The following is a 20,253-nucleotide window of genomic DNA, read 5'->3' on the forward strand; positions in this document are numbered from 1 at the left end:
CCGTCCATCACATCGAGGCGATGAGGCGATCCACCCGTTCATCGACCGAGCGGAACGGGTCTTTGCACAGCACTGTGCGCTGGGCTTGATCGTTCAGCTTCAGGTGCACCCAGTCGACCGTGAAATCGCGGCCGGCGGCCTGAGCGGCGGTGATGAAATCGCCACGGAGTTTGGCGCGGGTGGTCTGCGGTGGCGTGTCCACGGCCGCGTCCACCGCGTCGTCCTCGGTGATCCGTTTCGCCAGCCCCTTGCGCTGTAGCAGATCGAACACGCCGCGGCCGCGTTTGATGTCGTGGTAGGCCAGGTCCAGCTGGGCGATCTTCGGGTCGGCCAACTCCATCCCGTACCGCTCCTGGTAGCGCTGGAACAACTTCCGTTTGATCACCCAGTCGATCTCGGTGTCCACCTTGGCGAAATCCTGGGACTCCACCGCATCCAAGGTCCGTCCCCACAGATCCACGACCTGGTCGACCTGCGGATCCCGCTCCCGGTTGCGCAGATGCTCCACGGCGCGGGCGTAATACTCGCGCTGGATATCGAGGGCGCTGGCCTGCCGCCCGCCGGCCAGCCGGACCGGACGGCGGCCGGTCAGATCGTGGCTGACCTCACGGATGGCGCGAATCGGGTTGTCTAGCGCGAAATCGCGGAACGACACACCGGCCTCGATCATCTCCAGCACCAGCGCGGCCGTACCGACCTTCAGCATGGTGGTGGTCTCGGCCATATTCGAATCGCCCACGATCACATGCAGGCGGCGGTACTTCTCGGCATCGGCATGCGGCTCGTCCCGAGTGTTGATGATCGGACGCGACCGGGTTGTCGCCGAGGAGACCCCCTCCCAGATGTGCTCGGCCCGCTGCGACAGGCAGTACGTGGCTGCCTTCGGAGTCTGCAACACTTTGCCGGCACCACAGATCAACTGCCGGGTCACCAGGAACGGCAGCAGCACATCGGAGATCCGGGAGAACTCGCCCGCGCGCACAACCAGGAAGTTCTCATGGCAACCGTAGGAGTTGCCGGCCGAATCGGTGTTGTTCTTGAACAGATAGATATCCCCGCCGATCCCCTCCTCCGCAAGGCGCTGCTCGGCATCGATGAGCAGTTCCTCCAGCACCCGCTCCCCGGCCCGGTCATGGGTGACCAACTGGACCAGGCTGTCACATTCGGCGGTGGCGTACTCCGGATGCGAACCGACATCGAGGTAGAGCCGGGCACCGTTCCGGAGGAACACATTGGAGCTACGCCCCCACGAAACCACCCGGCGGAACAGATACCGGGCCACCTCGTCGGGGCTGAGCCTGCGGTGCCCGTGGAAGGTGCACGTCACACCGAATTCGGTCTCGATCCCCATAATTCGTCGCTGCACACTATCGAGATTACAGCGCGGAATGATTCCTGCGGGTGAGTGCGAAAAACGTAATGATTTTGGCTGTGTCTTTTTGCGACGCCTTCGGCGACGCGGGTTTCGGCCCCCTTGGTCCCTGCTGTCCGCACTGGACACTCGCGGCTGCGCAGCAGAGGAGAAGAGTTGCCTATGCCCCGGAGGCCTGCCCGCTGTCCCCGGTATGCAGGGCCCCACATCCCGCTATCGACCTCACCCGGACCTCACCCGGTGAGGCGGGGTTCGGCGCGGCGACCGTCTCGGGGTGCCTGATGAGCTTCTCCGCACCGTCGTGGGCGCATGGGGCTCGGCAACGGGCCTGGTCCGGGCACCGCACAGGCCACGTCACCGGGCCACATCCGGTCCGATGCGTCTCGGTGACGTGGCCTACCGGCTATTTATCGCTCTTGTCCTGCGCCCCGTCGCTATCCTGCGCCCCGTCGCCCGACGGGGTGAGCAACCGCTCGAGCGCGGTCTTGCTGATCCTGCGGAACGCCCGCCGCGGCCGGGCGTGTTCGAGGGTGGCCACCTCGAGGGAGTCGACGCCGAGCGTCCGCTTCTCCTTATCGGCCCCCTCGGTCACCTGCAGGGCCTCGACCGCAACCCCGATCGCGCCGGAGAGGTCCAGGCCCGGCCGGTAGGACTCCTTCAGGGCAGTGACGATGGGCTCGGTCGTGCCGCCCATCACCACATAGTCGCGTTCGTCGACGATCGAACCGTCGAAGGTGATGCGGTAGAGCACCGATTCCGGTTCCTGCCCGGGGTAGCTCACCTCGGCGACGCAGATCTCCACCTCGAAGGGTTTGAGCTGATCGGTGAAGATGGACCCGAGAGTTTGCGCGTAGGCATTGGCCAGTGCCCGGCCGGTGACATCACGCCGGTCGTACTGGTAGCCCCGCAGGTCGGCCTGCAGGATGCCGCCGCGGCGCAGGCTCTCGAATTCGTTGTACTTCCCGACCGCCGCGAACCCGGTGCGATCGTAGAGTTCGCTCACCTTGTGCAGGGTGGCCGACGGGTTCTCCGCCACGAACACCACACCATCGGCGTAGGAGAGCACGACAACACTGCGACCCCGGCCGATTCCTTTGCGCGCAAGTTCCGTCTTGTCGCGCATGATCTGCTCGGCGGACGCATACAGCGGCATGGTCATGCCCGTGCGCTCCCTTCTTCGGCGGCCTGGCGGTCGGCGGCAATACCGCGGGCGATCTCCTCGAGCCGGGATTCGGCCACCTCGACCGCGCCCTCTTCATCGATGAGGATCGCGGTCGGATAGATACCGCGCAGCAGATCGGGCCCGCCGGTGGCGGTATCGTCGTCCGCGGCGTCGACGAGGGATTCGACCGCGATCCGCAAAGCTCGATCGGCGTCTATTCCCTTGGTGTACAGCTTCTTCAACGACGTCCTCGCGAACATCGAACCGGAGCCGACGGCGGTGAAACCGAACCGCTCCTCGCTGCGCCCACCGACCACGTCGTAGGACACGATGCGCCCGGACCTGTCCGGATCCGCGGCCTGCGGGTCGAAACCGACCAGCAGGGGCACCACGGCCAGGCCCTGCATAGCGGCCGGGAGGTTGTCGCGCACCATCTTCGACAGCTTGTTGGCCTTGCCGTCGAAGGTGAGCGAAACGCCCTCGATCTTCTCGTAGTGTTCGAGTTCCACGGCGAACAACCGCACCAGTTCGATGGCCATACCCACGGTTCCGGCGATACCTGTCGCCGAGTAGGTATCGGTGATGTGGACCTTCTCCACATCACGGCCGGCCAGCAGATTGCCCTGGGTGGAGCGCCGGTCACCGGCGATCAGCACACCGCCGCGGTAGGACACGGCGACCACGGTCGTACCGTGCGGCGCGATATCCCCCGCGGCACCGCCGCCGGGAATCCCGGCGGCGGTGGACTGGCCCAGCGTGTCGAATCTGTTGCTGGGCAACAGGTCCGGCGCGTTCTGGCGCAAGTGTTCGGAAAAGGATGACAGGGCGTACCCCAGATGGAGACGCAAGGGGTCACCTGCGGTCACTGGCCACCTTTCTGCACGTAGGCGCGAACGAAGTCTTCGGCGTTCTCTTCGAGCACATCGTCGATCTCGTCGAGCAGGTCGTCGGTGTCCTCCGCCAGCTTCTCGCGCCGCTCCTGACCGGCGGCGTCTACGCCGTCGACGCCTTCGTCATCGTCGCCGCCCCCGGCGCGTTTGGTCTGCTCTTGTGCCATCGCAGCCGACCTCCTCTGTTTCCACCGACCGGCGCTCGTTCGCACCGGACGAATCGTGAGCAGCCTGGTGTGCTCGTTCTTCAACACTACCCAGCCGGGCCGACACGTAGTCGGATTACGCCCCACCTCGAAGCGCGCAACCCCGCGCGCCGGCCGGGCCCGATGGTCAGGCGGTGAGCTTCTGCACCAGGTCAGCGGCGGTATCAACGCCGTCGAGCAGGTCACCCACATGGGCTTTGGTCCCACGCCGGGGTTCGAGAGTGGGGATCCGCACGAGCGAATCACCGCCCAGATCGAAGATCACCGAGTCCCAGCTCGCCGCCGCGATATCGGCACCGAAACGCCGCAGGCATTCACCGCGGAAATAGGCCCGGGTATCGGTGGGCGGCCTGGTCATGGCGTCGAGCACCTGTTGTTCGGTGACCAGGCGTTTCATCGAGCCGCGGGCTACGAGCCGGTTGTACAGCCCTTTGTCGAGGCGGACGTCGGAATACTGCAGATCCATCAGATGCAGTTTCGGGGCGGCCCAGCCCAGCCCTTCCCGGCTGCGCATCCCCTCCAGCAGGCGCAGTTTGGCCGGCCAGTCGAGCAGATCGGCACATTCCATCGGATCGCGTTCGAGCTTGTCGAGGATCATCGACCAGTTGTCGAGGACATCGCGCACGCGCGGGTCGTCGTTGTCCTGTTCCTCGACGAATTTCGCGACCCGTTCGTGGTAGAGCCGCTGGATCGCCAGTCCGGTGAGTTCGCGGCCGTCGGCCAGTGCGACCTTGGCCTGCAGCGTGGGGTCGTGGCTGATGGTGTGCACCGCGGTCACCGGGCGGGCCAGCTGCATATCGGAGAGGTCGGCGCCGGATTCGATGAGGTCGAGCACCAGTGCGGTAGTGCCGACCTTGAGGTACGTCGACATCTCGGCGAGATTCGCATCGCCGATGATGACGTGCAGCCGGCGGTATTTGTCGGCGTCGGCGTGCGGTTCGTCGCGAGTGTTGATGATTCCGCGTTTGAGCGTGGTCTCCAGGCCGACCTCGACCTCGATGTAATCCGACCGCTGCGATAGCTGGAACCCGGGATTGTCGCCCGACTGCCCGATTCCGACACGGCCCGAGCCGCAGATCACCTGGCGGGAGACGAAGAACGGGGTAAGCCCGAGAATGATCGCGTTGAACGGGGTATCCCGGCTCATCAGATAGTTCTCATGGGTGCCGTAGGAAGCACCTTTACCGTCGACGTTGTTCTTGTACAACTGCATACGGGGCGCGCCGGGCACACTGGATGCGTGCCGGGCGGCGGCCTCCATCACCCGCTCCCCGGCCTTGTCCCAGATCACCGCGTCCATGGGATCGGTGACCTCGGGGGCGGAATATTCGGGGTGAGCATGGTCGACGTAGAGCCGGGCGCCGTTGGTCAGGATCATATTCGCCGCCCCGACCTCGTCGGCGTCGATCACGGGCGCGGGGCCGTTCATCCGGCTCAGATCGAAACCGCGGGCGTCACGCAGCGGTGATTCCACCTCGTAGTCCCACCGGGTGCGCTTGGCGCGGGGCACCCCCTCGGCCGCGGCATAGGCCAGTACCGCCTGGGTGGAGGTGAGGATCGGGTTGGCCGACGGTTCGGTCGGCGTGGATATCCCGTACTCGACCTCGATACCGATGATGCGCTGCATGCTATCGAGCGTAGGCGACGATTCGCGTCCGGCAGGCGATCGGCGCCCGCCCCGGTCCGCCCAAATCATCCTCCGAGTCGTACTTATGGCGGATGCTCGACCCGGTCGTTGCCCGCATGCTCAGGATATGACCAGCACCACAGCCGATTCCGCGCCGGCCGGATCGCTACCGCGCCCCGCGCGCCTGATGGCACTCGATGTACTGCGTGGTATCGCCATCCTCGGCACCCTCGGCACCAATATCTGGATTCTCACCGACCCGGAGGGCTTGGTCGGGTACTTGAACCGGCTCGTCACCGCCCCCGTGGACGGTTGGATGTGGGCGGAAAAGGTGCTGCAACAACTCGCCCAGGGGAAGTTCCTGGGGCTGCTCACCGTGATGTTCGGGATCGGCCTGGCCATCCAGCAGGCCTCGGCACAGCGGGGTGGCCGGAGCTGGCCCGGTAAGTATCCGTGGCGGGCGGCGCTGCTGTTCCTGGACGGTCTGCTCAATTTCGCGCTGATCGCGGAGTTCGACGTGCTGATGGGGTACGCGGTGACCGGCCTGATCGTCGCGTTCCTGCTCGCCCGCAGCCCGCGAGCACAGGGGCGATGGCTGATCGGCATGCTGTGCCTGCATCTCACGTTGATCGCGTTGTACGCCCTGAGTCTCACCGTGGCCGGGTCCACGGACGGTTCCGGTGCCGAACCGCTTTCCCCCAACCCCTACGCCGACGGGTCGTTCTGGGATCTGGTGTTGTTCCGGATCGAGAACGCCGGCCTGTTCCGGTTCGAGACGGTGCTGATCCTGCCGCTGTCGATCGCGTTGTTCCTCCTCGGCGCCCGGCTGTTCCGCGCGGGTGTCTTCGCCCCCGGCGGTGCCCGGTTGCGCCGCCGCCTGCTGGTGCTCGGTTTCGGTGTCGCTGCACCGGTCGACCTGCTGCTCGGCGTGTTCGGCGGCGGTGACTGGGTACTGGTGACCCGGTACGCGGTGGCACCGCTGGTATCACTGGCGATCCTGGCTCTGGTCGCCGAGTTCTACGTACGCCGGACCGCGACCGGGTTCACCGGCCGGCGGTTGTCGGAGATAGGCCGTGCCGCGCTCAGCTGCTACATCCTGCAGAACCTGGTGTCCGCGATCATCTGTTACGGCTGGGGCTTCGGGCTGGCCGCACGGTTCACCCCGGACGCCCGGGTTCCGTTCACTATCGCCACCTACCTCGTGGTGGTCCTGGTGATCGCTCTGTTTGCGCATTTCTGGCTGCGCCGGTTCGAACGCGGACCGGTGGAATGGCTCTGGCACACCAGTTACCGGCGGATCGCCGGGTAGTGGCCACCGGTCTTCACGAACCCGAGCACGGTGTGATCATCGCCGGCGTCGGCCCGGACGGATTGATGCCGGCCGGTGAACTCGCGCTCGGCGGGATCCGCCCGATCGTTCCCGGCCCGCTGCCCGGACCGAGCCACGAACCAAAGGCCAACGGGCTCATCGGCGAGAGGCGATCACTGTTCCCCGAACGCTCCCGCCACCGCGTGGCCGGGCTCGCATCCAGCCCGCGGGAGTGAATTCGCGCACGCCGGGCCGCCGTCGAGTGGTCCGACACACTGCGTCGCTCCAGCTGTACTTGCCGCCGGGCTGCCACGATGATCCTGATCGGATACCGGCCGGCCGCACATCCCCACGGACGGCCGCCCTGATCCGGAGGGAGTACAGGATGCAGCCGAACGGCACCGACGGCGAATCCGATACGGGCACCGCGGTCGCGGCGCGGGCGGACGCCGGACCGACCCGGCACCGAACCGCCTTGCGGGCGTGGCTGGGCCCCATTGTGGTGATCACCGCACTGATGGCTCTGCTGTCGACCATGTACCTGGGCTATGTGATCGACCCGGAGAAGAACCTGCACGGCTTCCCGATCGCGCTGGTGAATCAGGACGATGGTGAAATCCGCGAAGGCACACCGACAAATATCGGTGACCAGATCACCGGCGCACTCACCGAGCAGGTACCTGCGGACAAGATCGACCTGCGGGTGACCGGTATCGCGGAAGCCCAGCGCCTGCTCGGCACCGGCGAGGTCTACGGCGCGATCGTTCTGCCCAGTGACCTGTCGAAGCGACTGTCCATCCTCGGCGCCGGTTCGATCGTTCCGGGCGATATCGACCGACCGGTGATCACCGTGATCACCAACCCCCGCACCGGCACCTACGCCACCCAGATACTGCAAGTCGTGACCGATCAGGCCCTGACGCAGGTCGACGCCGAGGTCGGTAAGCAGCTCACCGCGACCGTAGAAGCCGAACTGGGTTCCGCGCCCTCCGGTGGCACCGAAATCAGCGGCGCCGCCCGTCTCGTGCTGGCCGACCCGATCGACGTGATCACCGAGCCCTACCGCCCGCTACCGGACGGAACCGGGCAGGGACTGTCCGCGTTCTTCTACACGCTGCTGCTGGTGCTGGCCGGGTTCACCGGCGCGATGGTCGTGCACACCATGGTCGATTCGGCACTCGGCTTCATACCCACCGAGTACGGTCCCTGGTTCGTCCACCATCCCACCGCGCCTCATTCGCGGCTCCGCACGCTGTTGCTGAAATGGGGGGTGATCGTGGTGACCGCGCCGATTGTCTCCGGGGTCTTCCTCGGGATCGGACATCTGCTGGATATGCCGATCACCCACGGCCCGGCGCTGTTCCTGTTCAGTACGCTGGCGATCGTGGCGGTCGGGGTGACCGCGCTTTCCGTGCTGGCGACGTTCGGCTCGGCCGGGTTGCTGATCAATCTGGTGCTGTTCATCATTCTCGGCCTGCCCTCCGCCGGGGCCACCATCCCCCTCGAGGCGACCCCGCGGTATATGGCCTGGCTGGCGGCCTTCGAGCCGATGCACCAGATCTATCTCGGTGTCCGGGCCATTCTGTACTTCGACCTCGGCAACGGACTCGCTCGCGGCGTCTGGATGAGCCTGGCCGGACTGGCGGCAGGTCTTGTCCTGGGCGCGGTCACCACCTTCGTCTACGACCACAAGGGTTTGGAACGGCGCAGCCACTGACCGGCCTCATGTCACGCCGCTCTCCTTGCTGGAGCCGCCGGCCGAGCTCATGACAGGACGGTGCTGCGCAGCCGGCATTCGACACTGCGCAATATCGGTCAAGCGAATCGGTGTGCCGGGCCGCCAGACTCTATCCGTGACCACCCGACGTGACCGACTGCGCGAACTACTGGATGCCGTTCTCGACGAGGACAACACGACCCTCGGCCGGATGGCTGCGGGCGTCTACTCGTCACCCTTCCATTTCGCCCGGCAGTTCAGCCGGGGCACCGGCGAATCACCGGTGAGCCTGCGGCGTCGCGTAATGCTGGAACGGGCCTGCTGGCAGCTCGGTGCGGGCGCCACCGTGACCGAGGTGGCCTTCGCCGCCGGCTACGACACGGTGGAAGGGTTCAGCCGGGCGTTCACCCGTGCATTCGGCCATCCCCCCAGCGCCACCCCGCCGCCCACCGGCCGGATACCCCGGTGGCTGCCCGCGGCGAACGGGATTCATTTTCATCCCCCCATGTCGCTGTGGGTCGAAGGCGAACCGAAAGGACGTTCGGATATGGATCCGACCGCGCTGCTGCTGCACCATGATCTCGACGACACTCGGCTGTTGTTGAAAGCAGCGACCGGATTGAGCGAGGAACAGTATCGGTGTTCTCGCGCCGGTGCGGAAACGGTACTGCCGTGGGACGGGCCGGAGGAGTCGATCGCGGCGGCACTGGACCATCTGATCCGGACCAAGGAATCGTGGCTCGCCTCGATCGACGGCGCCGATACACCCGGCCGTGGCGGCGACGATATCCCCGCGCTGCTCGCCCGGCTCGACGAGGTGGGCCCGCGCTGGCTGGACACGGTTCGCGAAATCGATCGCCGCGGCGGTTGGGGCGACACCTTGATCGATGCATTGTGCGACCCACCGGAGAGCTTCGTGCTCGGCAGTGTGATCGCCCATGTACTCACCTACTCCGCATATCGCCGCCAGCAGGTGCGGTACTGGATACGTGGTGACGCGCCGGACGATGACGACATCGGCTGGGGCGATCCGATCGAATGGCTACGAAATCGAGACTGAGTTGACCACCCCGCAGACCTCACCGTGCACCGTCTTCAACACGGTGACCGGCCTGGACGGTTGTATCGCGGGCGCTTCGCCGACTACGGCCTACTGCACGAGATCATCGTGTCGATCGCCCCGGTAGCACTGGGCGACGGCGCGCCACTGCTGCCCCGCGAACTGGAATTGCGGGTCACCGAGGTCGCGGCCAACGGCGAATTCGCATGCCTCCGTTATGAGGTGGTCCGCGAAACATCCGGGCGTGCAGTCGGGATTCAGGCCGGGGGCGCTGCCCGCTACATCCGTAGATTCTCGACCTCCACGGGCCGCCGCGTGGAATCGGATCTCCACTTCGCCGCCGGCGCAGGGCCGCCCTGCTATCCGGAGGAGACGGAAGCTGCCCAGGAGGCGAAGGCCCGCGGATTGCGGGTTTGCAGCAGCACCCGCCCGGGGCCGGTGAAATCGAAGACCAGCCCCTCGCCCGATTTCAGCGATTGGAGCGAGCGCCCGGAGACGGCACGGCGGATGGTGAACTGCATCGCGAGGTCGTAGGCCACCACATGCCCGGTATCGATGCTGACCTGGTCGCCGGGCGCCAGATCGAATACGTCGATGGCGCCGAAAACGCCGACCACCACCTCCCCCTGTCCCTCCACACGGAGGCCGAAGCCACCCTCGCCACCGAAGAGGTTCGCGAAACCGCCCCATTGGCTCTCCACCCGCACCCCGGCCGAATGCGCGATCCAGCCGCCCCGGCTGATGAAGTACGGGCGGTCCGCCGCGATCGGCAGCGCGAGCATGTCACCGGGTAACGAGGGCGCCACATCCACCCAGCCGCCGTTCGCAGGTGCGGTGAAGGTGGAGACGAAGAACGATTCGCCCGAGAACACCGAACGTTTGATCCCGGCCAGGATGCCGCCCTCGGCCTTGGCCTCCAGCTTCACTCCGGCCGAATGCGCCACCATGGCGCCACTTTCCACCCGCACCGGTTCCCCGCCCGCCAGCACACAACGCGCCACGGTGGACGAGGGGTTGTGCCGCAGTTCAACTTTCATGAGCCGACACTACCGCCCCCGTGTGACACCGGCCGATGTTCGTACGCGACCGCCCCAGGCGGCCACGCACCGCGTTCACCGAGGTCCGCGCACGATTCGGGTGGACACTCAGTGGGCGATTACTTCCCGGCGCTGCATGGAGAACGGCGGATCACAGTTCGTCCACGACTGCTGCGCACCGAACGCCGGGTTCCCCCCTTCGTAGCTCCTGAACCAGTGCCATCAGGCCCGGCAGGTCGCCCTGAGCCGGCGCCAGGCCGGCCCACGGCATGTGCGGGTACGCGGCGGTACCGGGCACCGGGTCGACCGAGCAGAACGGGTCCGGCTACGCCCCGGACGTTCCCGCGCGGAGCAGCGAGCAGTATCACCGCCGAGGCCGAAACGAGGTTTCCCGAGAACCGACCTGACTACCTCCCACCGCATGGAGCCATGCGGTAGCGGAACCGATCAAGCCCGAACACCACCCTCCGTGGCCCAGATCACACATGAATGGCCGGCGTTACACCGCGGCAAACCGGTGCGGAATCACTCCAGCAATCGCAGGGCATCCTCGTCGCGAGCCACGACCGCACGCCCGTCGGTGGTGAAAACGATCGGGCGCTGGATCAGCCGGGGATGTTCGGCGAGTGCGGCGATCCAGCGCTCCCGGTCGGCGGCGGTACGCCCCCAGCCGGACATACCGAGTTCCTTGGCGATGTCCTCGCCGGTTCGGGTGATCTCCCAGGGTTCGGCGCCGAGCCTGTCCAGGACGGCCCGCAGCTCCGCTGTACTGGGCGGATCGTCCAGATATCGGCGAACCGAATAGGTGGCGCCGGCCGCATCCAGATGCGCCAGCGCCGCCCGGCTCTTGGTGCAGCGAGGGTTGTGCCAGATCTCGGTTTCCGGGGTACTCATACCGCGAGCGTAACCGCCGCACACCACGCAACCTGCGCGTTCCACCCACAGGACTATCGGCCGGGGCGCCGACCGATTGCGCCACACGCGAATCAGGGCCGCGCCCCCATGGGAGCGCGGCCCTGACAGCAGTGCCTCTCTACAGGTATTGGCCGGTATTGGATTCGGTATCGATCGCCCGGCTGGCGCTGGCGTTCTTGCCGGTGACCAGCGTGCGGATGTAAACGATCCGTTCGCCCTTCTTACCCGAGATACGGGCCCAGTCATCGGGATTCGTGGTGTTGGGCAGGTCCTCGTTCTCGGAGAACTCGTCCACGATCGAATCGTAGAGATGCTGGATCCGCAGGCCCGGATTTCCGGTGTCCAGAACCGATTTGATGGCGTACTTCTTGGACCGGTCCACGATGTTCTGGATCATGGCGCCGGAGTTGAAGTCCTTGAAGTACAGAACCTCCTTGTCACCGTTGGCGTAGGTGACCTCCAGGAAGCGGTTGTCCTCGCTCTCGGCGTACATCCGGTCCACCACCCGCTCGATCATCGCGCGGATGCAGGCCACCTTGTCGCCTTTGAACTCGGCCAGATCGTCGGCGTGCAGCGGCAGGTACTCGGTGAGGTACTTCGAGAAAATGTCCTGTGCGGATTCGGCATCCGGGCGCTCGATCTTGATCTTCACGTCCAGGCGGCCGGGCCGCAGGATCGCGGGGTCGATCATATCCTCGCGGTTGGAGGCGCCGATGACGATGACGTTCTCCAGCCCTTCCACACCGTCGATCTCACTGAGCAACTGGGGCACGACGGTGGTCTCCACATCGGAGGAGACACCGGACCCACGAGTCCGGAAGATCGAGTCCATCTCGTCGAAGAACACGATCACCGGGGTGCCCTCGGAGGCCTTCTCCCGGGCGCGCTGGAAGATGATCCGGATATGGCGCTCGGTTTCACCGACGAACTTGTTCAGTAGTTCGGGACCCTTGATGTTCAGGAAGTAGGACTTCGCCTCCTTGGCATCCTCGCCCCGCGCCTCGGCGATCTTCTTGGCCAGCGAATTGGCCACCGCCTTGGCGATCAGCGTCTTACCGCAGCCCGGCGGGCCGTAGAGCAGGACTCCCTTGGGCGGTCGCAATGCGTACTCGCGGAACAGATCCTTGTGCAGGAAGGGCAGCTCCACGGCATCGCGGATCTGCTCGATCTGCCGGCCCAGGCCGCCGATATCGTGATAGCCGACATCGGGTACCTCTTCCAGGACCAGATCCTCTACCTCGGCCTTGGGAATACGTTCGAACGCGAAGCCGGCCTTGGTATCGACCAGAAGGGAATCCCCCGGCCGCAGCTTACGGATCGGGGAATCCGGATCGTCCAGATCGTCGGCCTCGGCGAGTTTGGACAGCGGACCGGACAGCCACACCACCCGCTCCTCGTCGGCATGCCCGACGACCAGGGCGCGGCGGCCCCCATCGAGGACTTCGCGCAGGGCGCCGATCTCACCGATGGAATCGAACGTGCCCGCCTCCACGACCGTCAGCGCCTCGTTCAGCCGGACGGTCTGGCCGTAGGCGAGGATGGACGTGTCGATATTCGGCGAACAAGTCAGGCGCATCTTGCGGCCGGAGGTGAACACGTCGACGGTCTGATCCTCGTAGACACCGATCAGAATCCCGTAACCGCTGGGCGGCTGACCGAGCCGGTCGACCTCCTCACGCAACGCGACGAGTTGCTGCCGCGCTTCTTTCAGGGTATCCATCAACTTGGTGTTGCGAATGGTCAGCGAATCGATACGGGCTTCCAATTCCCGTGAGCGATCCGGTGAATCGGCGAGTTGCCTCCGGAGTGCAGCCGCTTCGGCGCGTACTGCCTCGAGTTCTCTCCAGGCCGCCGAATCCGAATTCTCGATGGGGCTCATGTGCTGCTCCTCCCAATCCCGGTCTATCAACGCTACCGGGCGCGACCCGTTTGCGCTGTCCGACATGATTTCGTGGTGATCACATCTGGCCGCGACCATCATGCTGGTCAGACCATGTTAGCCTGCCCTAACCCTCGATCGGTGGGGTTCCCCACCGACTAGCCGAAAGGTTGCCAGCTATGCACCTTCCCGCACGGACACTCCGGCTGGTCCACGTCGCGGTGGCGACGGCCGCGGCCGGCGCACTGGCGCTGGGATCGACTGCCTGCGGATCCGACGACGGCACCGGCACCACCGCACCCCCCAGCGGCGCGGCTACCACCAGCGCGTCGGCGCATGACGACAGCGGCGACCACGAGCACGGCGATTCCGCGGACGCACCCACCGCGCAGAGCCTACAGTCCATCCTCGAACAGATCACAAATCCGGACGTCACCGTGGACGAGAAGGTGAACCTCATCGTCGACGGCGAGAACAGGCGCGGCCAGCTCGAGCAGCTCAACGCGGCCCTGCAGACCTACCGCGGACTCAGTTACACGGTCGCCGATATCACCGTGGACGACGATACGGCCACCGGCCAGACCACCATCACCAGCCCGCGGGGAGGCAGTGCACCGCCGGCACCGGTCACCTGGGAGGAGGAGGACGGCACCTGGAAGCTGTCCGACGACGGGGCCTGCCTGCTGCTCGGCTTCGCACAGATCCCCTGCGCTCCGGCGTAACCACCGCAACGCCCCGGCCGCGGTGGAACTCCCACCGCGGCCCGCGGCGTTTCCGCACCGCCCCGCCCGCTCAGCCCTTGGACGGCCGTCGCTGCGGCTTCGGGGTGACCACACCTTCGGCCAGCCGCCGAGCGCTCACCAGGAAGGCCGTATGGCCCTGCATCCGGTGCTCGGGCCGCACCGCGAGACCCACCACATGCCAGCCGCGCACCATCGACTCCCACGACCGCGGTTCGGTCCAGCACTGCTGTTCGCGCAGCGCTTCCACGATCTTCGACAGCTGCGTCACGGTCGCGACGTAGATCATCAGCACCCCGCCGGGCACCAGGGCCTGCGATACAGCCGGTAGGGCGTCCCACGGCGCCAGCATGTCCAGGATCACCCGATCCACCGGTTCCCCCGCGTAGTCGGCCACATCGGCGACGGTCAGCTCCCAGTTCGCCGGCCGTTCCCCGAAGAACCGTTCCACGTTCCGGACGGCGTGCTCGGCGTGGTCCTCCCGGATCTCATAGGAAACCACAGCACCCTCGGGCCCCGCCGCACGCAGCAACGAGCAGGTCAGCGCGCCGGAACCGGCACCCGCCTCGAGCACCCGGGCGCCGGGGAAGATATCGCCCTCGTGCACGATCTGGGCGGCGTCCTTCGGATAGATCACCGCTGCCCCGCGCGGCATGGACATCACATAGTCGGTCAGCAGGGGACGCAGAGCAAGGTACGGGGTGCCGTTGGTGGAGTGCGCGAGCGTGCCCTCCTCGGCGCCGATCAGTTCGTCGTGGTCGATCGCGCCACGATGGGTATGGAATTGCTTTCCCGGCTCCAGCAGCACCGTGTACAACCTGCCCTTGGCATCGGTCAGCTGCACCCGGTCGCCGACGACGAATGGCCCGGTCCGTCTGGCCGTCATGAATCTCCGTTCCCGCGATGTCCGCGTATTCGCGCGCGGCACCGTGTCGGTGCCGACGGATAGCCTGCCAGGTATGTCAGCGCCACCGAGCACACCCCCGGCGAGTCCCGAGCCCGAGGCACCGCCCCGGCCCGCCCGGCCCGCGCTGTCGCCCTCGCGCGCAGCCGATTTCAAACAATGCCCGCTCAAGTATCGGCTGCGGGCAATCGACCGGATCCCCGAGCCTTCCACGCGGCAAGCGGTACGGGGAACCGTGGTGCACGCGGTACTGGAGGATCTGTACGCGCTTCCGGCTGCCGAACGTGAACCCGAGCGGGCGACGGCGTTGGCCGGCCCTGCCTGGGAGCGCGTCGTAGCGGTGGAACCGGAGGCGGCACAGGTGGTCGACGGCGACGGCGAACTCGAGACATTCCTCGGCGAGGTCCGCGCGTTGGTACGCGGCTACTACCGCCTGGAAGATCCGCGTCGGTTCGAACCGCAATCCTGTGAGACCCGGCTCGAGGTCGAGCTCGCCGACGGCGCCCCGTTACGCGGCTTCGTGGACCGAATCGATGTGGCGCCGACCGGAGAGCTACGGGTGGTGGATTACAAGACCGGCCGGGTTCCGGGTCCGAATCAGGAGACGCGGGCCCTGTTCCAGCTCAAGTTCTACGGCCTGATGCTGCTCCGTCTGCGCGGCGTGGTCCCGGCGCAGTTGCGCCTGGTGTATCTCGCCGGCGCGCAGCTACTCACCTACGCGCCGGAGGAAGCCGAACTTCTTCGCTTCGAACGCACCCTCATGGCCCTGTGGGAAGCAGTGTCCACGGCCGCCGAGACCGGAGATTTTCCGCCGAATCCGAGTTGGCTGTGTGATTACTGCGCCTACAAAAAACTCTGCCCCGCGTTCGACGGAACCCCGCCGCCGTATCCCGGCAGGCCCACCGACGGCGAATCCGCCGCCGAGACCTTCGCCGAATCGGTATCGGACTGAGTCCTTTCGGTGCCGCCGCGGCCTGCCCCGAAAAGGGCGCCCCGCCGGTCGGCACCGCGTTCAGGGAGGCGTCCGAACACGTGCCGGCACCGACGTACCTGCAGCTGCCGCTGTCGTTCGCCGGGCAAAGACACCAGCGTTGTGTTCCCATCATCACTGCCTTATGCGCACAGCGGTGCCACCGAGTTCAGCGAGGCCCTGAAAGGTTTCGGCCCGTCCCTGCTTTCCGTGCTCGATGCGATGCGATGCGCCGCAGGCGCGGGTGTCGAGTGCGGAAAGCAGGGACCAAGGGGGCCGAAACCCCGCGCCGCCGGAGGCGGCGCCAGATACTCAGAACGCGCGGCAGGAACGGATATCGGTGGCAAGGATGGCGCGAGCGCCGATATCTGCCAGCCGATCCATCAGTTCGTTGCCCTGTTTGCGAGGTACCAGGGCGCGGACCGCCACCCAGCCCTCGTCCGCCAGGGGCGCCACGGTGGGCGATTCCAGGCCGGGGGTGATCTGTGCGGCGCGTTCGAGCAGCCCCTTCGGGCAGTCGTAGTCCAGCATCAGATACTGCTGGGCAAACACCACGCCCTTGACCCGGGCGATCAGCTGGTTACGCGACCGATCGTCCCGATCGGCTTCGGCCTGTTCGATGAGCACCGCCTCGGAATCGCACAGCGACTCCCCGAACGCCACCAGGCTGTGCTGGCGCAGGGTGCGCCCGGAACCCACCACATCGGCAATGGCGTCGGCGACGCCGAGCTGGATCGAGATCTCGACCGCACCGTCGAGCCGGATCACCTCCGCCTCGATGCCCCGCCGGGCCAGATCGGACAGCACCAGGTTCGGATACGAGGTGGCGATCCGCTTGTCCTGCAGATCCTGCACTGTCCAGTCCTGTCCCTGCGGGGCGGCGTAGCGGAAAGTGGAGCCACCGAATCCGAGCGAGAGACGTTCGGCCACCGGCGCACCGGAGTCCAGGGCGAGATCGCGGCCGGTGATGCCGAGATCCAGTTCCCCGGAGCCGACGTAGATAGCGATGTCCTTGGGCCGCAGGAAGAAGAATTCCACCTGGTTGGCCGGATCGAGGACGGTGAGGTCACGCGAATCGGTGCGTTTGCGGTAACCGGCTTCGGTGAGGATGGCAACGGCGGATTCGGAGAGCGCACCCTTGTTGGGTACTGCGACACGCAGCATAATGGCAGGTCCTTTCGGTTTCGGGGAACGGTCGGGGCGTCTACAGATGTCGGTAGACGTCCTCCAGCCGCAGCCCGCGGCCCACCATCAGGACCTGCACCCAGTACAGGAGCTGCGATATCTCCTCGGCGAGCGCCTCGTCGCCTTCGTGTTCGGCGGCCAGCCATACCTCGCCGGCCTCCTCCAGCACCTTCTTGCCCTGGGTATGGACGCCCGCGTCCAGTGCGGCGACGGTACCCGACCCGGCGGGACGGGTGGCTGCGCGATCCTGGAGCTCGGCGAACAGGGCCTCGAAAGTCTTCACGGCAGGTCATTGTTTCAGACCACCTCCGAGCCCTTGTCCCCGAGTACGCGCGGCTGTGCCGTAGCACTCACCCGATCGCTTCCGGAGCCCGCGCGACCCCGTGCCCGGACCGCCACCGCCGGTCCGGGCACGTGTCATCGGTACTGTGAGGATCCGAGGAGGTGGTCGCCGACTGTGGACGAGAACATGGCACAGGCCCGGCAGGAGCGCCGGCACCTGATCGTGGCCGCTGCGTCCGGTTTGTTCGCCGCGTGCGGATACCGGGCGGCAAGTATGGACGAGATCGCCTGCCGGGCGGGAGTGAGCAAACCGGTCCTATACAACTCCTTCACCAGCAAACTGGAGCTCTACCTGGCGGTTCTGCACGAGGCGCTGCGGGTGCTGGGTGAAACACTGGCGGAGGCGCTCGCACCTGCCCAGGGCATGCGATCGATCGTTTCGGCGACGGTGGCCGCGATATTCGATTTCGCCGATACCAATCCGCGCAGCGCCGCCCTGCTGGCGGGTGCTGCGGTGGTCGATGAACCGTCGGCGCAGCGGGTGGCCCATCAAGCCACGACGATCTGCACCGATACCCTGCTGCAGGCACTGGCCCCCTATCCGCCGACGCAGGCCGAACGGGGCTGGTTGATCACGGCCGAGGTGGTCGCGATCGCGCAGTCGTGTGCTCGGCACTGGGTCCTCACCGGGAAGCCCCTCCCCCGGCACGAGGCCGTTGCCACGACCGCGGGACTGTGCTGGACCGGCTTGTCCGGTGTCCAGCAGGCGCCGAAGCTCCCGGAGTCCACCGATACGGGTTTGCCGGCATCCGACGCACGGAGATAGCGCCGCCGCTCGACGCGATGCCCCGCTCCGGGATACCTCGCCGGGCAACGATCCGTCCCGTCGACGCCGTTCGCGAAATCCGTCGGATCTGCGCGTCCTGCGCTCGGTGCGATGGACGACCGTGGACCTACCCCCGAAAGCCCCGGGGAAGCGTCTGGATGCCCCGGACGGCAGGAACCGTCCGGGGCTTGCGCGGGGGCATCGTCGGCGATGACCCCCGCAGAGCCACCGCGGTGACCTACTGCTCATCGGACGCGGGGCCCCGGACCGGCCGTGCGCCGACCGCGTGGCTCTACTGCCCGGCGAGCAACTCCTCCAGTTCGGCGACCGCGGTGCGGAGGTGGTCGGCGAAGGTGTACATCTCGCCCGCCACCGCGGCCGGGGTCGCCAGGTAGAGGTTCCACCGGTCCGGCAGGAGGACGTAGGCGATACCGATGCATTTCGGGCTGGTGGAACCGAAGCCGAAGTACCGGATGTTCACCGACGGCGCCGAACTGGTGCTGAGGTAATCGTCGCGCATGATCGTCCAGCCGGGGCTGTGGAACAGCGGGATCGGATCGGTGACGCCGAGTTCGGCCCCGCGGCGCCGCTGGATCCATTCGAGTTCCCACAGGTGCTGTTCCGGTGCTTCACCGGACTGGCATTGTTTGGCGCGGGCCACGTGGGCACCGGCGGCGGCGCGGGCCGCGGCGAGTTTCGTGGCGGTATCGGCGGCGGGTTCCTCCATGGAGTCGACGAAGGCGATCATCTCCGGGGTGATCACCCGCATCGCCTCGGTCCGGCCGTTGCGGTACTGCCGGGTCGCGATGGATTCGTAGGTGGCGCCGGTGAGACCTTTGCTGCGGCGGTGGGCCAGCTGATAGCTCAGCTGGGCGAAGGCGTCCGGAGAGATGCCGAGCTGTTTGGCGCGGGCCGTGCCGAACTCGTCGAAGGACACCGTGGTGGTGGCGTTGTCGGCGGCGTACTGCGCAAAAGCCGCGCCCGCGGCGGTCACCGCGGCACGCTGCTCGTCGGTCAGCCGGAATTCGACCTGCTCGACCGGCGGCAGCCCTTGGCCCCGCGCCCCGGATCGTTCCGTATGCCCGGTCACCGGTGTTTCCAGCAGGGCGTCGACGAAGGACAGCACCGTCGTACCGTCCAGCCCGCAGTGCTCGATATTGATTCCGGTCTGGCCGTCGGCGAACACGATGAACGACACCGACTTGTCGAACCAGCGGTTGGCGCTGTCACCGTGCAGCAGGGTGTCCGCGGCGTGCAGTTCGTCGCGGGGCGCGAAATCCTCGAGGCAGACGCAGAACAGCGCCGTTTCGATCGTATCGAGCGCCGCGGCGTTGTACGGATCGGTGAGCAGTTCGGCGCGGCTGCTCGCCCAGTCGGCCCGGGCCGCGGTGGTCAGATGTCCCACCGAGGTCCCGGCGGGCGCCGGCTCGGTCGCGGATTTCAGGATGGCGCACAGACCACCGAGCAGATCCTCGAAGGCGTACGGGTCGCCGTCGGCGCCGAGTACATCCAGCCGGAACATATTGCCGTGGTGCAGTACCAGGATGTGACGGGCGCCGGACGGGCCCGGCCACTCCTCGGTGTAAGGCACGCGCACGGTGTCCTGTTCGGCACCGGGGATCCGGGTTTCGGAGAACAGGTACTTGTTCTGCCACATCGACAGCCGCCGGCCACGCTGGGTGACCGGCGGGATTTCTTCCCGGTCCAGAGCCAGTTTGTAGTCGACGGCGGCCGCGACCAGCGCCGCGGCACGGTCCGCCTGACCCGCCGCGGTGGAGGTGGCCAGGGCGGTATCGTCGCGGAACAGGAAGAAGAAGTTGGCGTTCAACGCGATCCGGTCACGCCGGCCCAGATAGCGGGACGGCCAGAACCGATCCAGCCAGCTGCCGACGCCGGGGGTCTCGTCGTATTCACGCAGGGCCGCATGCAGGGTCCGGCCGGCGCCGTCGGGGCGCAGCAGATCGGCCACGGCTTCCTCGGTCGCCGCCAGTTCCCCGGGGGTCAGCAAGGGTGTACACCACTGCACGAAGCGGGCGCAGCTGTCCTCCAGGGTGGGCAGCGGAACCCTGGGCAGTTGGTCTTCGGCGGCGAAGGTGCTTTCGGTCAAGTCGTCTCTCCGGTTCGGGTCGGTGCTGCTCGACGATCGGGCTGATCCCGGCATCGCACGGCTTC

At 66.7% G+C, this 20,253-nt stretch carries 19 protein-coding genes; 7 read left to right on the forward strand and 12 right to left on the reverse strand.

All coding sequences use genetic code 11. The features are described 5' to 3' along the window. Positions 1-7: 7 nt before the first annotated feature. The 5 genes from pafA to dop form a co-directional block, all read right to left on the reverse strand. A complete protein-coding gene (pafA, locus tag NS6_RS04785; RefSeq protein WP_218024246.1) occupies positions 8-1,366 on the reverse strand; it encodes a Pup--protein ligase in 1,359 nt (452 codons plus the stop codon). Positions 1,367-1,775: 409 nt separating this feature from the next. Next, positions 1,776-2,531, reverse strand: coding sequence for a proteasome subunit alpha (prcA, locus tag NS6_RS04790; protein WP_068036855.1), 756 nt, complete (start codon positions 2,529-2,531; stop codon positions 1,776-1,778). Then, positions 2,528-3,400 carry a proteasome subunit beta gene (prcB, locus tag NS6_RS04795; RefSeq protein ID WP_068036858.1) on the reverse strand — a complete coding sequence of 291 codons (873 nt, stop codon included), beginning with the start codon at positions 3,398-3,400 and terminating at the stop codon, positions 2,528-2,530. Before prcB ends, prcA begins: the two co-directional genes overlap by 4 nt. Then, positions 3,397-3,591 carry a ubiquitin-like protein Pup gene (locus NS6_RS04800; RefSeq protein WP_030521323.1) on the reverse strand — a complete coding sequence of 65 codons (195 nt, stop codon included), beginning with the start codon at positions 3,589-3,591 and terminating at the stop codon, positions 3,397-3,399. Before NS6_RS04800 ends, prcB begins: the two co-directional genes overlap by 4 nt. A 166-nt stretch (positions 3,592-3,757) precedes the next feature. Further along, a complete protein-coding gene (gene dop, locus NS6_RS04805; RefSeq protein WP_068036860.1) occupies positions 3,758-5,257 on the reverse strand; it encodes a depupylase/deamidase Dop in 1,500 nt (499 codons plus the stop codon). A 127-nt stretch (positions 5,258-5,384) separates the two neighbouring features. On the opposite strand from dop, the gene NS6_RS04810 reads away from it, so the two are divergent. From NS6_RS04810 to NS6_RS04825, 4 genes are all read left to right on the forward strand, one after another. Continuing rightward, entirely contained in the window at positions 5,385-6,566 is a 1,182-nt protein-coding gene (locus NS6_RS04810) for a DUF418 domain-containing protein (protein ID WP_068036862.1), read from the forward strand. Further along, a complete protein-coding gene (locus NS6_RS04815; protein ID WP_068036866.1) occupies positions 6,566-6,802 on the forward strand; it encodes a hypothetical protein in 237 nt (78 codons plus the stop codon). Before NS6_RS04810 ends, NS6_RS04815 begins: the two co-directional genes overlap by 1 nt. Before the next feature lie 149 nt (positions 6,803-6,951). Continuing rightward, the gene (locus NS6_RS04820) at positions 6,952-8,283 is read left to right on the forward strand and encodes a YhgE/Pip domain-containing protein (protein ID WP_084470614.1); all 1,332 of its coding nucleotides are present in this window, start codon (positions 6,952-6,954) and stop codon (positions 8,281-8,283) included. A 136-nt stretch (positions 8,284-8,419) separates the two neighbouring features. Continuing rightward, a complete protein-coding gene (locus NS6_RS04825) occupies positions 8,420-9,343 on the forward strand; it encodes a helix-turn-helix domain-containing protein (RefSeq protein WP_068036872.1) in 924 nt (307 codons plus the stop codon). 359 nt (positions 9,344-9,702) lie between these two features. Here NS6_RS04825 and NS6_RS04835 read toward each other — a convergent pair whose 3' ends face one another. From NS6_RS04835 to arc, 3 genes are all read right to left on the reverse strand, one after another. Then, positions 9,703-10,380 (reverse strand): TIGR00266 family protein, encoded by a 678-nt coding sequence (locus NS6_RS04835; protein WP_068036878.1) that lies wholly within the window; start codon positions 10,378-10,380, stop codon positions 9,703-9,705. A gap of 525 nt (positions 10,381-10,905) precedes the next feature. Continuing rightward, positions 10,906-11,274 (reverse strand): arsenate reductase family protein, encoded by a 369-nt coding sequence (locus NS6_RS04840; RefSeq protein ID WP_068037972.1) that lies wholly within the window; start codon positions 11,272-11,274, stop codon positions 10,906-10,908. Between the two features lie 139 nt (positions 11,275-11,413). Next, on the reverse strand, positions 11,414-13,174 hold the full coding sequence (gene arc / locus NS6_RS04845) for a proteasome ATPase (protein WP_068037975.1): 1,761 nt from the start codon (positions 13,172-13,174) through the stop codon (positions 11,414-11,416). 179 nt (positions 13,175-13,353) lie between these two features. On the opposite strand from arc, the gene NS6_RS04850 reads away from it, so the two are divergent. Further along, positions 13,354-13,896 (forward strand): nuclear transport factor 2 family protein, encoded by a 543-nt coding sequence (locus NS6_RS04850; protein WP_084470615.1) that lies wholly within the window; start codon positions 13,354-13,356, stop codon positions 13,894-13,896. Between the two features lie 70 nt (positions 13,897-13,966). Here NS6_RS04850 and NS6_RS04855 read toward each other — a convergent pair whose 3' ends face one another. Beyond that, positions 13,967-14,800 (reverse strand): tRNA (adenine-N1)-methyltransferase, encoded by an 834-nt coding sequence (locus NS6_RS04855; RefSeq protein WP_068036883.1) that lies wholly within the window; start codon positions 14,798-14,800, stop codon positions 13,967-13,969. Positions 14,801-14,873: 73 nt separating this feature from the next. Between NS6_RS04855 and NS6_RS04860 the strand changes: the two genes are divergently transcribed. After that, complete coding sequence (locus NS6_RS04860) at positions 14,874-15,770, forward strand: RecB family exonuclease (RefSeq protein ID WP_084470738.1); 897 nt, start codon at positions 14,874-14,876, stop codon at positions 15,768-15,770. A gap of 330 nt (positions 15,771-16,100) precedes the next feature. On the opposite strand, the gene hisG is transcribed toward NS6_RS04860, so the two are convergent. Beyond that, a complete protein-coding gene (hisG, locus tag NS6_RS04865; protein WP_068036886.1) occupies positions 16,101-16,952 on the reverse strand; it encodes an ATP phosphoribosyltransferase in 852 nt (283 codons plus the stop codon). A gap of 40 nt (positions 16,953-16,992) precedes the next feature. After that, a complete protein-coding gene (locus tag NS6_RS04870; protein ID WP_030521337.1) occupies positions 16,993-17,256 on the reverse strand; it encodes a phosphoribosyl-ATP diphosphatase in 264 nt (87 codons plus the stop codon). A 174-nt stretch (positions 17,257-17,430) separates the two neighbouring features. Between NS6_RS04870 and NS6_RS04875 the strand changes: the two genes are divergently transcribed. After that, a complete protein-coding gene (locus NS6_RS04875; protein WP_068036889.1) occupies positions 17,431-18,081 on the forward strand; it encodes a TetR/AcrR family transcriptional regulator in 651 nt (216 codons plus the stop codon). 292 nt (positions 18,082-18,373) lie between these two features. Here NS6_RS04875 and NS6_RS04880 read toward each other — a convergent pair whose 3' ends face one another. Beyond that, positions 18,374-20,188: a choline/carnitine O-acyltransferase gene (locus NS6_RS04880; protein ID WP_068036892.1), complete on the reverse strand. Its 1,815-nt coding sequence runs from the start codon at positions 20,186-20,188 to the stop codon at positions 18,374-18,376. Between the last annotated feature and the right edge of the window lie 65 nt (positions 20,189-20,253).

The sequence above is a fragment of the Nocardia speluncae NBRC 108251 genome, assembly GCF_001613245.1.
Classification (GTDB): domain Bacteria; phylum Actinomycetota; class Actinomycetes; order Mycobacteriales; family Mycobacteriaceae; genus Nocardia; species Nocardia speluncae.